This window comes from Porphyromonas canoris (assembly GCF_000765975.1).
Lineage (GTDB): Bacteria > Bacteroidota > Bacteroidia > Bacteroidales > Porphyromonadaceae > Porphyromonas_A > Porphyromonas_A canoris.
Map to the genome: position 1 here is coordinate 259,632 of NZ_JQZX01000009.1, position 12,634 is coordinate 272,265.

14 protein-coding genes are annotated in these 12,634 nt (G+C 47.4%); 10 read left to right on the top strand and 4 right to left on the bottom strand.

Annotation, left to right across the window (positions count from 1 at the left end):
* The first annotated feature begins 7 nt into the window (after positions 1-7).
* The 3 genes from HQ29_RS05900 to HQ29_RS05915 all read left to right on the top strand — a co-directional run bounded on the left by HQ29_RS05900 (position 8) and on the right by HQ29_RS05915 (position 3,431).
* Entirely contained in the window at positions 8-1,246 is a 1,239-nt protein-coding gene (locus HQ29_RS05900) for a DUF5074 domain-containing protein (protein ID WP_036845220.1), read from the top strand.
* A gap of 485 nt (positions 1,247-1,731) precedes the next feature.
* A complete protein-coding gene (locus tag HQ29_RS05910) occupies positions 1,732-2,067 on the top strand; it encodes an RteC domain-containing protein (RefSeq protein WP_036845210.1) in 336 nt (111 codons plus the stop codon).
* Between the two features lie 152 nt (positions 2,068-2,219).
* A complete protein-coding gene (locus HQ29_RS05915) occupies positions 2,220-3,431 on the top strand; it encodes an ATP-binding protein (RefSeq protein ID WP_036845207.1) in 1,212 nt (403 codons plus the stop codon).
* Positions 3,432-3,694: 263 nt separating this feature from the next.
* On the opposite strand, the gene HQ29_RS05920 is transcribed toward HQ29_RS05915, so the two are convergent.
* The 4 genes from HQ29_RS05920 to mobA form a co-directional block, all read right to left on the bottom strand.
* Positions 3,695-3,898 carry a hypothetical protein gene (locus HQ29_RS05920; protein ID WP_028897442.1) on the bottom strand — a complete coding sequence of 68 codons (204 nt, stop codon included), beginning with the start codon at positions 3,896-3,898 and terminating at the stop codon, positions 3,695-3,697.
* 303 nt (positions 3,899-4,201) lie between these two features.
* Positions 4,202-6,214, bottom strand: a complete 2,013-nt coding sequence (gene mobC / locus HQ29_RS05925) for a conjugal transfer protein MobC (RefSeq protein WP_036868233.1) — start codon at positions 6,212-6,214, stop codon at positions 4,202-4,204.
* 14 nt (positions 6,215-6,228) lie between these two features.
* A complete protein-coding gene (gene mobB, locus HQ29_RS05930; protein WP_036868236.1) occupies positions 6,229-7,458 on the bottom strand; it encodes a conjugal transfer protein MobB in 1,230 nt (409 codons plus the stop codon).
* Entirely contained in the window at positions 7,443-7,856 is a 414-nt protein-coding gene (mobA, locus tag HQ29_RS05935; protein WP_013815816.1) for a conjugal transfer protein MobA, read from the bottom strand. Before mobA ends, mobB begins: the two co-directional genes overlap by 16 nt.
* A 794-nt stretch (positions 7,857-8,650) precedes the next feature.
* Between mobA and HQ29_RS05940 the strand changes: the two genes are divergently transcribed.
* From HQ29_RS05940 to HQ29_RS05970, 7 genes are all read left to right on the top strand, one after another.
* Positions 8,651-9,433 (top strand): ParA family protein, encoded by a 783-nt coding sequence (locus HQ29_RS05940; RefSeq protein WP_036868239.1) that lies wholly within the window; start codon positions 8,651-8,653, stop codon positions 9,431-9,433.
* On the top strand, positions 9,417-9,845 hold the full coding sequence (locus HQ29_RS05945; RefSeq protein ID WP_036868241.1) for a DUF3408 domain-containing protein: 429 nt from the start codon (positions 9,417-9,419) through the stop codon (positions 9,843-9,845). The genes HQ29_RS05940 and HQ29_RS05945 overlap by 17 nt, the downstream gene beginning before the upstream one ends.
* 25 nt (positions 9,846-9,870) lie before the next feature.
* A complete protein-coding gene (locus HQ29_RS05950) occupies positions 9,871-10,224 on the top strand; it encodes a DUF3408 domain-containing protein (protein ID WP_036868445.1) in 354 nt (117 codons plus the stop codon).
* Positions 10,221-10,811 (top strand): hypothetical protein, encoded by a 591-nt coding sequence (locus HQ29_RS05955; protein WP_036868243.1) that lies wholly within the window; start codon positions 10,221-10,223, stop codon positions 10,809-10,811. Before HQ29_RS05950 ends, HQ29_RS05955 begins: the two co-directional genes overlap by 4 nt.
* A gap of 29 nt (positions 10,812-10,840) precedes the next feature.
* The gene (locus HQ29_RS05960) at positions 10,841-11,581 is read left to right on the top strand and encodes a ParA family protein (protein ID WP_036868244.1); all 741 of its coding nucleotides are present in this window, start codon (positions 10,841-10,843) and stop codon (positions 11,579-11,581) included.
* Positions 11,569-12,156 (top strand): conjugal transfer protein, encoded by a 588-nt coding sequence (locus HQ29_RS05965; RefSeq protein ID WP_036868246.1) that lies wholly within the window; start codon positions 11,569-11,571, stop codon positions 12,154-12,156. The genes HQ29_RS05960 and HQ29_RS05965 overlap by 13 nt, the downstream gene beginning before the upstream one ends.
* 175 nt (positions 12,157-12,331) lie before the next feature.
* On the top strand, positions 12,332-12,631 hold the full coding sequence (locus HQ29_RS05970) for a DUF4134 domain-containing protein (RefSeq protein WP_036868249.1): 300 nt from the start codon (positions 12,332-12,334) through the stop codon (positions 12,629-12,631).
* Positions 12,632-12,634 lie beyond the last annotated feature (3 nt).

The window sequence follows — 12,634 nt, forward strand, 5'->3', positions numbered from 1 at the left end:
AAAAGCAATGAAAAAGAAAATGATTTTCGCAGCAGCCATGTTTGCTGCACTGTGTCTCAACTCATGTGACAAGAACGATCCGGACACTCCCATAGCAGGAGGTACGGGAAATGTACTGCTACTGACAGCCTTGCCCAATGCTACGGGCATGGATGGAACAGTCTATATGCAACTCATTGACGAGCCCAAGTTGGGCACGACGATGGCTGTTGACAATAAAAATGGCATAAATGTTCCCTTTGGCAGTTCTTACCCCATGGTAATAGGTGATGAGGTCTATGTCTTCCCAAGCTATCACATGACTATGGACAAGAATGAACTGATCAAGTATCGCCGCACAAACAGTGGTTTGCAGAAAGTGGGCAGTATGCCATTGCCTGCCAACAACAGTGCCAACAGCCTCGTCAAGCTGTCTCCGACAAAGGCGTATCTGTCGCTTGCCGGATTGGGGGTAATCTACATTTTCAATCCCGAGACAATGCAGAAGACGGGAGAGATAGACCTGACATCTTTGGGCATACAGGACAATAATCCCGACATAGGAATTATGATAGAACGTGACGGATACGTGTTTGCAGGTCTAAGTCAGATGGTGGGAGGCTGGACAAGCCCTAAAGATTACAAACAAGCAGATGTAGCCGTCATTGACTCGAAGACGGACAAGCTGGTCAAGATGATTTCGGAGAAAGCCAGTGGTTTCTCTCAAGCTACACGTCCCATTGACCCGAAGTCTTTGTTCATGGATGAAAAAGGGGATATATACATCTCTTGTCTCGGCAATTTCGGAATGGTAGCAGGACATAAGGCTGGCATACTGCGAATCAAAAAGGGCGAAACGGATTTTGACCCCACATATCATTGGACGATAACCGGAGCAACTATTGAAGGAGAAGAGAAAACGGCCGGATTTGCGGCTTCTATCTGTTATATAGCCAGCGGCAAAGCCTACGGATACATTGATGTTCCGGGCTATTACAAGCCTGGCGAAACAGGGCATGCCGCTATCGCAAGCAGAGCCGTTGTATTTGACCTGTACAATCAGAAGATGACGAAAATTGAAGGACTGGAATTGTCCAACGGCTATGGTGTATTGGTCTCTAAGTATAAAGACGGCTTGGCCATCTGCAATGCTTCAGCAACGACCAAAGGAATCTATTATCTCAATCCTCGGACATCTGAGGTCAATCCAACTCCTATGATAACCACTGTAGGAAACCCTATGGCAATAGAATGGATTGGCAAGTAAATCATAGCCTATAACCAAGAGGGCGAAGACGGGAGCAGAACCCTCTGCTTTCTTCTTTGCCCTCTTTTTTATCCTCTAGTTCAAGTTAGAACCGATACGGATACTACAAATCTCCATCATTTGCCTCTGTATGTGGAGAACCTGCAATCGAACAAAAAGATGAACAATTGAAATACAAAGAGGAAAACGAGATTATAATGAATAAATTATCAATATGAAACGACTTATACAAACAACTGCATTTGAACAACTAATTTCAAATGATTTGACAGCAATCCAAATGAGGGCTGTTTGTGATAGTTTTATCAAGGATGTAATAAAACTAAGCGAAACGGAAAGAAATCCACAATCTTTATTTCGGGCTCTTTGTTACACTCGATTCCATTTACAAACAATCTACGAAAAGAGCGGATTAACAACGGAGATGGGGAAAAAATGTATCAGAGCTGCTATACGTCATTGACAAAGAGTTAGAATTATGGTATATGCGAATGCAAGGAGTTTTATCTTTATCACCTCCGAGTTTGCAATCCAATTCCTTCTGTATCCATTGGACAGGTAAAGCAACCGACTTGGTCGAACTACTCTATGCACTCGATACCTGTGACTGTATTAACGATGGTGAAATCGGTATAGAAGAATTGGCAGATACCTTTTCTGAAATCTTTGGTGTAGAAATCAAGAACTGCTACAACGTCTATATGAACATGAAACGCCGCAAGGATGACAGCCGAACCTACTTTCTTGATGAACTCCGAGAGAAGCTGAACAAGCGTATGGTGGAGAGCGACCTGAAAGGCGGCAAGTTCAAGAAACGGTGAATCAAAAGGAGGAACTCTCTCCCTCTCATTTGCCGATTACCTTAAGTTTACGGCAATTTTATTTGGAGAAACAGAGAGAATTGAGTATTTTTACATGCAGAATTGAGTAAAATACTCATCACAATTGAGTAAATCCATCATTAGATTTGAGCATGAACTATATTCGCAAACAATATCACACGCTGAAAGCACGCATTCAGGAGCCAAGGCGTTTTATGCAAGTATTGGCAGGTCCGAGACAAGTAGGCAAATCTACTCTCGTAGGGCAGGTGCTGCAGGACGTACCTATTCCATATTCGGTAGAAGTAGCAGATGCCGTCGATCCGAAAGACAGCGACTGGATACGCCGAGTGTGGGAAGGAGCACGAACCACCATGACACTCCGTGGAGAGGCTGAACGCCTGCTTGTGATTGATGAAATCCAGAAGATTGACAATTGGAGCGAGGTGGTCAAGAGAGAATGGGACGAGGACACGCGCAAGCATGTCAATCTGAAGGTGGTACTGCTGGGCAGCAGCCGTCTGTTGCTCAAGAGAGGACTTACGGAGTCGTTGGCAGGGCGTTTTGAACTTATTCGCCTCGGGCATTGGAGCTATCAGGAGATGCACGACGCTTTCGGAGTGACACTCGACGAGTACATCTACTTTGGCGGCTATCCCGGTGCTGCCCACATGATTGGTGACGAAAAGCGTTGGCGTAAGTATATCAAGGATTCGTTGGTGGCTCCCGCCATCGAAAAGGATGTACTGATGACCTCCAACATCTACAAGCCTGCCCTTATGAAACAATTGTTTGAGTTAGGGTGCGGTTATTCTGCCGAAATACTTTCTCTGACAAAACTGATGGGACAACTGCAGGATGCCGGCAACGTGACTACGTTGGCTTCGTATTTGGAGATACTCGACCAGTGTGCATTGCTGACGGGATTGCAAAAGTATGCCAATGATGATGCCCGAAAGCGTGGCTCCATTCCCAAATACCAAGTGTACAACAACGCCTTGCTGACGGCATATAAAGGCAGGTCGTTCCTTATGGACAGAACGGACACGACGCTTTGGGGGCGATGGGTGGAGAGTGCGGTAGGTGCTCATTTGCTGGGCATGGCAGAGGAGGCAGACTATCAAGTGTATTACTGGCGAGAGCCTGCAAGGAACAAGGCAGATAAGGACAAAGAGGTGGATTTCATCATCGTAAACGATGGTGAGGTGACAGCTATTGAGGTGAAAAGCGGTCGTCGCGGGATGAACTCAGGTCTTCCTGTCTTTGTGGAGGCATTCCATCCCAAGAAATCTTTTGTCGTGGGCTCGGGAGGCGTTTCGTTGGAAGACTTTCTGAGGTGTGACATAGAGGTATTGTTGGGATGATGTTATACTTCTCTGCAGGATATAACTAAAAGACAATAAGCCTCTCAGGCGCGTCGAAAGACAGCATACTTGAGGGGCGTTCTTCATTTATAAGGGAGCCGAAATGAAGAGAACACAAGATGCAGTAAATCAAAAGGGAGGTATTCCGGTTTCGGAGTACCTCCCTTGATTTAGTTTCTGCAACTATTGGTCGCAGAAACTCTTCGTGTCTCGCAAAAGAAGATTAGAAAAATCCAACCCTTAGTTGGAGAATTTGCATCCTCTTACCGAAAAGCCCTGATAACTCTGTAGACAGCCCACAGGCAGGTGAAAGGTGCGGTGAAAACTCCTATGACGACAAAGAGGAGCAGTTTGATAATATAGTAAACAATCCACTGTCCATTTGTCCCCGCAACCATCTTATAGGGAATAAACTTCTCCACGAAGAGATAGCCCGACCATATCGCCATCAGCACATATCCGGACATCCATCTCATATCCTCAAAGCCTTTGGTCGCCAAGAAGTTCCACTTGAAACCTATGACAAACAAGGCGATGAGAAACAACATACAGAAGATACTTCGCCAAATCTCGCTGCGTTTTCTATTCTGAAAACAAGGTGTACAGAGTATCGGCTGATACTTTCCCGCACATTCGGAGCACAGCCCTTTCCCGCAATCGGAACACTGGGCTACCGCCGGTTCTTGGGTATGATTAAAAAATTCATAGTGTCATCATTTTGTGTGTTCAAAAGTACGAAAATCCAGCCTTAGAGCCAAGAAAAACAGCCATTATTTCTTGGTATTGAGTAGTTTGGAGAGTTCCGGGTCGTCGGAAATCCGTTGCAACTCCCGTTCCACGATTTCCCGCACCTCCGTCTTCACTCGGTCATAGTTTGCCTTGATTTCCTGTTCCATCATATCCACTCCGTTTTCATCCTTGAAATCTGTTAGAATGGGTATCGGTAGATAAGCGGCCGTTTCCTTTGCCACTTTCGCATTGTCCACCACAATCTCACAGTGGAATATCTTCTGCTCGATACGTTCGGAGAAGTTGTCAGCGACCGCTCCCACGAACATTCCCTGCGTGAGCGTGGAAATCTTGCTCTGAGGAATAAGGCTGTCCATCTGCGTGGAGATGGAGGTTGTTTTGTCGCTTCGAGTGATGCTCATGCTCTGCCGTTTTTGAAGCACTTTTCCGAAACGCTCCGATAAGGTCTTTGCCGTCTCGCCGACCACCTGACCGGAGAAAATATTCCCGACGGTGTTCATCACTACAGCAGCTTCCTTGTCTCCATAATCGCGCTTCAGTTGCGAAAAGTCTTGAAAACCTAAACAGACCGCCACCTTGTTGCTTCGAGCAGTGGCAATCAGATTGTCAAGCCCTTTGAAGTATATGGTAGGCAACTCGTCAATGAGCACCGAACTTTTCAGCATTCCTTTCTTATTGATGAGCTTGACAATGCGCGAATTATACAACCCCAATGCTGCTCCATAGATATTCTGTCTGTCAGGGTTATTCCCTACACACAGGATTTTAGGCTCTTTGGGGTTATTGATGTCCAGCGTGAAATCATCGCCCGTCATAATCCAATAGAGCTGCGGGCTTATCATCCTTGACAAGGGAATCTTAGCGGAGGCTATCTGCCCCTGCAACTGGTCAGCGGCTCCTCCGAGCCAAGCGTCCATAAAGGGAGAGAGGTAATTCTCCAATTCGGGGTAAGAGGTCAGGATGGGAAATATATCCTCGTATTTTCGGCAGAGAAACTCAATGGCATGGGGAAAGGTACAGTATTTCCCTCCTTCGAAAATGCGGAGATACCAAATGATGGCGGCAAAGAGAACGATGGGAGATTCTACGAAGAAATCACCCTGCTTCTGTACCCATGTTTTGTTGAGGTTGAGCATAATCGTATAAGCCGATTCGTAGGCATCCGATATATCGCTCATGAAATCGGGGTGTATCGGATTGCAGCGGTGCGATCGACGAGGGTCGTCGAAGTTGATCACGTAAAACTTCGGCTTGACTTTATACCCTTCCGAATGATGCAGCAGATGGTTGTAAACAATCGTGGAGAGGTCGGGATACTTGAAGTCATAGCAGTAGATGGCAAAACCTTTTTCGATTTGCTGCTTGATGAAATTATTGATGATGGCATAGGACTTACCGCTGCCCGGCGTTCCCAAGACGGAGACCGCACGGAAAGGATTGACCACGTTTATCCAGCCCTTGTTCCATTTCTTGCGATAATAGAAACGGGTCGGAAGATTGACCGAATACTCGTTTTCCAAGAGCCTTGTCTCTTGCATAAAGGATTCGTTCTCCTGATTGAAGACATCCTCCATCAGGTTGTTTTTCAACAGACGGCTCATGTAGAGTCCGGCCATCAGCAGACACACATATCCTACAGTTATCGTAAAGGTGTAGAGAGCCGCATTGGCTTCAATGGGCAGCGGCAAGGCGAGTATCCACCAATTGAGGAAGAAAAAGACAAAGCCGACACCCATGAATGCCCCTATCTTCGACCAAGTGATATGCTCCTCTTTCACACCTTTCGTACCTAAGCAGGAAAGTCCCATCAGTACCAGCGCAAAGAGTTTGGTGTAGAGCATATTGCCGAACAGTCCCGCCGTGCGGTGGAAATTCATCAGTATCCTGTCCACCACACCGATATTCACGCCCCATAGTTGTATCGCTTCATAGCAATACCAATAGAGGTGGGCAACCACCAATATAATACTTACGGCACGTAGAAAATCCATAATTTTCGCCAATGCCCTCAAATCGTCTTCTTGTTGTGACATAATCTTTCTGTTTTTTAGAGTTTACGTTGTTTTCTTTTCTTGCGCTGCATCCGTCTGCGGAACTGCTCTTCCTCCCAATCCGTTCCGTGTGCTTCCAAGGGCAAATCGAGAAGACCACCCAAGACGGAATCTCCGTCCGAAGTCTGAGTTTGGGAAATACTGCCTTTCTCACTCTGCTGTATTGGAGCAGACAGTTCGGGATGCGGGCGGTCGAACCACTCGGAAACGGCGTTTGCCGAAAGCTCCTTGCCCAATCGTGAGCCATTGACCACACAGCCGTTGTTATGGTCTATGAAGGTGATGCCATAGAGCCGCCCTTCGTCGTTCTCACGAAAGAGGACATCAATCCCCTTGTGATAGAGATTATCCCTGAAATCCACTCTTGTGGCAGAATGCCTCAATGCTCCGGCTACGACAGCTTTGGTCTTGGGAGCAAGATGTTTTTCTTTCACTTTCTCCTTTGAAGCCTTGAACCTGTTTTGTAGGGCTTCATATCCGACAGCTTTCCCGAAAAGAGAAGCCTTGAAAGGATTCCCCACCTTTTTACCTTTATCATCGGTAGCAAAATAGACCAATCCATTATAGGGCTTTCCATATATTTCTCCCTTCACCTCTTCCACGCATATATTATAGGTGGAGAGCAAGGCTCTGTATTCTTTGAAGCTCGGACAATGATAGAACTTCGCTGCAGGTTTGATAACCGAAGCCAGTTGTTTTTTGAGATTTCCCTCTTCAGGACGGACTCTTTGCAGTCGAAAAGTCTCTTTTGCCCGTTGCCTTTCGGCAGGCAGCAAGCCATATTTCTGCTCTATCTCTCGGGTGATATGCTTACTCTTGTAGAAGTTGTTGCCATCGTTAATCTTCTTCCCTTGTTCATCAACGGCTAAGGTGACAATATGCAAATGATGTCTGTCTATGTCCTCGTGTTTATACACGACAAAGGGCTGGTTGCCGTAGCCCATCTTTTCGATATACTCCTGTGCGATGGCAGAGAACTGCTCATCAGAGAGTTTATCATCAGGATGCGGGTTCAGGGAAATATGAATAATGGGCTTCTTCGTGCGAACTTGGCTCGGCATATATGCCAGAAAGTCCTGCATATAGGCTGCAATATCGTGTGTGCCATCGGCAGAACAAAACACTTTGTTGGTCTCCAAAATCTTCGCGACACCCTCGTTTACCTTTTCTCCATTGTATGCCAACGCCCCGAAAAGGGAAATTCCATAGCTTATTTTTGCGACCATTTCTCCTGAAATTCACGGGTGAGTTGTACGATTTCGCCTCCGATAGTTGCCAATTCAAGTGTCAGTTTCTCCAGTTGGGCAAGCATGGCGTAGGCTTTTTTCTCGGTGAAATTGCTTTTTAAGGCGACCACTACTTGGTTGTAATTGACCCCTACGCTCCGAAACTGCCCGTACAAAGTCGTCAATTTTTGATAGTAGTCAAGCAAGGAGCGGTCTACTTTTATGACACGAAAAGTCTTGTCAAAGACCCTTGCCTTGATGAAAGCCGACTGACTTTGTACGCCCGCCGTCTCTTTCATGGAGAGAAACTCGGCAAATTCCATCGCCGTAAAATTGACCGAGACCCGTTTCTCGGTCTTCACTTTGGAGCTTATGCCCCGCATTTTCTTTTGTTTCATTTTCTACTTTGGATTTTAGTGTTTCACGGCATCACCGGCATTCGAGACAAGGCATTCTCCCTTCCAAGAAAAAACGACTTCGGAGTTTTTTCAGCCCTCTGCAAGAGCAAGGGTTTTATGCTGCAAAAACGGAGTCGTGCTGCATAAAACATACCTTGCTATTTGCTCCGACGCAAATAAATCCGTCCGCGAAGGACGGAAGTCGAGTATCTCAAAAAAGAACGCTTTATACCTCGAAAGCTTCGGCTTTCCGCTTAGGTGCAAAGTTACTACCCATTGTAGCTAAGACACTTACCTCATAAGTAGCCACAAGTACGCATATCGACGCCACAAGTACGCAGTTAGCAAAAAGGGTAGAAAAGAGGCTTTGAGGGCATCTATATTTGCTCCGTCGAACAGGGGCAGGTTGGTGGACATACCTGCCTATCCAAGTCTAAAAACCTGTCCACAGCAATTTGAACAGACAATTACGGAAATGAAAATAGGAATGAGAATATCTACAAGTTATTGCCCCCGTCGCTCCTTATACCCTTGCGCAAGGGTACAAGTGCGGACGTATGGATGGGTGGACGTGTGCAAGTATGCCTCCCGTCATATATCTCCACCCTTATACAAAGAGGGACATATCCCCCAAAGTGGGTCTATGTTCTCTTATCGGAATACCTTATCGTATGCCCGTCCAGAGATTTATTCCCTCACGGACTCATTTCCATATCTGCCTTTTCAAGGAAACAAGCCAAGGCGTGCATGCGCCTTTCCTCACATATATGTAGAACCATTAAACAGAAAATGAAATGAAAAAGAAACCTGTTTTCATTGCCTTCTCCACCCAGAAGGGCGGTGTCGGCAAAACGACCTTTACGGTCTTGACGGCGAGTTACCTGCACTATACCTGCGGGTATAACCTTATTGTGGTGGATTGCGACTATCCGCAATTCAGCATCAATGCGATGCGTCAGCGTGACGCACAGGGGGTGGATCGCAACCCCGCGCTGCAGGAATTGGCAGCCACCCAGTTCTCCGAGTTGCAAAAGCCCACGTACACCATCCTTTGTGCCACGGCAGAGGCAGCCGTGGATACGGTCAGGGAATATCTGGAAACACATGAGTCGGATACGGATTTCGTCTTTTTTGACCTGCCCGGAACCATCAACAATGACGGTGTGCTGACCACTCTCTCCGGTATGGATTACATTTTCACACCCATTTCTGCCGACCGTATCTCCTTGGAAAGCACGCTGAGCTTTTCAGCCATCATCAAGGAGGCGATAACCGACAATACAGACACTGCCAACAAAGGGATTTACCTCTTTTGGAACATGGTGGATGGCAGAGAGAAAACACCCCTCTATGCGATGTATGAAAAAGTCATTGCCGAGTTGGGACTTCCTCTCTTGAGGACGGCAGTCCCCAATACGACCCGCTACAAAAAGGAAATGATGGATGAGGGTACGACCCTTTTCCGTTCAACAATCTTTCCCGCCTCTCGCACGCTGCTTAGAGGCAGTCGTCTGAAAGAGCTCGTGGAGGAAATCTTGTCCATCGTAAAACCTGAAACATATGGCAGAGAAGAATAAAGGGGCGATAGACCCCGTCGCCATCCGAGAACTGATTTCGCAGGGTATCCCGATGAAAAAGAAAGAGAGCGAGATGATACCACCTGCCACTGTTGAAGAGGTGGATGCGTCTATTCCGGAAACAGGGAAAGAGGTCTCGGAAGAACCGCAACTACCCATTCGAACACGTCGCAGGAATCCCGCCAAAGGAGATTACATCTCACTCTTCATGCACCGCAATGACCTGTATGACCGCAAGGCAATCTACATCTCCAAAGAGTTGCAGGACAAACTCTCGGAAATCGTCCTCTTCATCCGAAAGAGGGAGATGACATTGGGCATGTACGTGGAAAACATCCTTCTCAAACATTTGGAGGACTACAAGGAGGAAATCAACCGATTAAGTGAAAAGAACTTCAAGAAATTATTGTGATATGAAACAGAAAAAAGATCGACCAATGGCAGGTCATAAGTCCTGCAGAGAACGAAAAAGCGTCTCTTCAAAAGTAACCATCCGTAACTCCACCACGCTCATTGAACATTCCGAGGGACATCCTACAGGTCTCCTTCAGGAAGAGAGATGCGATTATGAAACCGCCTTTCTGCAACCCCTGAACATTGGAGACCGAAAGGGGGTATTCATTTCCAAAAAGACACAGGAAGAGATTGCCGAAATCGTCTATGTGGCAGCCGCAGGCAAACTGACGATCGGGGCATTCGTAGAACACATCCTCCGGCACCACTTAGAGAGTCATCGCGATGAGATAGACGTCTTGTTCGAGCAACAATTCCGTAAACGTTTCGAGCGATGAAGCAGATCGTATTTATTCTGCTGCTGGTCAGCTTAGCCTATCTCGGCAGCGTACAGGTCGCCCGTTTTCTGTACGGACGCTATCGGAGTGCCATAAAACTCTACCGTGACTTGCAACTCTTTTTCAAGGAACGGGGCAAGGGGAAAGTCGTCGTCACCATCCGTATCCCCCAAAAGGAATCCTCCCAAGAGGAGAATGTCCTTTTAGCCGAGTTGCCCATTGACGAAGAGTTACAGGAACAGATGCCTGAAACGGGAATGTCGGAAGAGACCTCTCCGGACATTTCCGAAGAGGATGAGAAATATGTACTGGTGGAAGTCCAAGGTGAAAGCCACTCCCTTTCGGAAAGCATCACGGCGGAAGAGCTGCAACAAATGGGTAATGTCCTCTCCTGCAAAAATGCTCCGATAGAGGAAGCTGCGAAAGCCGCCGAAACCATCTATAAAATACACGACTCCCCGATGTTCCAAGCGATTAAGAAAGCGGCCGGAGAACGTGTCCGCGAACTGCTGGAGCGCGTTGCCGAAGAAGCTCCGAAAGAGGTTCAGTCAGGCAACTTCGATTACAAACGATTTATCAAGACATAGTATTCACCCGTTCAAAGAAAAGAGAAAATATGAGTAAACCCATTTATCTCGCCATCGCTTCCCCCAAGGGAGGTGTCGGCAAAACTTCGCTTACGGTACTTGCCGCAAGCATTCTGCAATACCACAGAGGGTACGATGTCGTTGTCGTGGATTGCAACCATCCCGTCTATACCATCGCCCGTCTGCGGCAACAAGAGTCGGAGGAACTGAATCATCAAAGCCTGATGCGTCTGAAGCATCGGACACCCTGCACCCCTTATCCGATTATCTACACTCCGGTGCGAGAAGCCCTGAATCGGGTGGAACGATACTGTGCGGACAATCCTCCTCGCTGCATCCTCTTCGACCTCCCTGCATTGATGCGTACCGAAGGGACAGTGGAACTGCTTTCGGCAATGGACGCCGTCGTCTTTCCCGTTACGGGCAGTCCGATGGATATGGAAGCCGTCCGCCGTTTCATCGACATCTTGGGAGAGCAGATACTGACGATGGGCAAGGGCAATATCAGAGAACTTTATCTGCTTCGCAATATGATACAGGCTTGGGAACGCGAGGAAGCCGATGAACGCTGTCGAACCCTTGCCGATGAAACGGGAGCATTGCTGATGCAGACCTCATTAAGCCACTCCCGTTTGTATCGTCCGTTGCTTTCCGAGCGCAAAAGAGGGGTATGCACCCTCTTCCCTCCTCACGGAGGAAAGTTAAGTCAGCTATGCAACGGGTTGGGCGATGAACTTCACGAAATCCTGCAACGCCTATGTACCGAATAGTCCTTGCCGCTCTCTTGCTCTATCTCCTGTGGCTATTTCTTTTTCTCTTGTATGAGCGGAAAAGAGGAAGGAAGGGAGCACCCAAAAAGCCTTGCCAAATAGTCTCTGAAGCAGAAATCATCGGTAAAAGTCGCTTTAAGAGAGGCCATTCAACGCCACAAGTACGCAGTTATGCCAAAGGCGAGGCGGAAGCAAAAAAGGCATCTACATTTGCCCTCGAAAACGGACAAGAGCCATCGGAAGAGCCGGATAATCTGCCCGACATGGATGAGATTCCTTTAACGTATGAATCTTCGGATGCACCATCGTTTGAAGAGGAGGACGAAGAACTTCCCATACAGGGGGAAAGAGAATACGCCATGGGAATTGATTTTGAACGGGTGCTGGAAGCCTTGTCGGTCATTCACCGCCACGCCCACACCGAAGCAGAGCGACAGAGTACCGGCGATACGCTGAGAGCGTTGGAAGGAACCCATCTGATGGAAACGCTCCGAAGCGATGCGAAACGTTCGGCCACGATCGATGAAATCGTCCGTGCCCGTTTCGAGGAGCTTTACAGCGGCAAAAAAGCGTAACGCCCCTTCCGATCGGTTTTAACCCCAATAGTATGAACCCTTTAATATAACAGGAACAATGAAAGAAAAAGAGTACGGCTGACTCTAAGAGAGCCACCACTAACATCCGAAAGTAACAACAGTATTCATCCGTCGGGAGGACATATCCAATCCTTCTGGCACAAAACAAAGATTTATGACCAAGAAACATTTTCTTTTCGCAGCCATTCTGCTGCTTTCCATTTCCTCTGCCTTTGCCCAAGGGAACGGCTTGTCGGGTATCAACCAAGCCACCAACATGGTGACGAGTTATTTCGACCCAGCCACGAAACTCATCTATGCCATCGGTGCGGTTGTGGGACTTATCGGAGGGGTAAAAGTCTATTCAAAGTTCTCGTCCGGAGATCCAGACACTTCGAAGACCGCCGCGAGCTGGTTCGGGGCCTGTATCTTCCTCATTGTCGCAGCCACCATTCTAAGAAGTTTCTTCCTCTAAGCC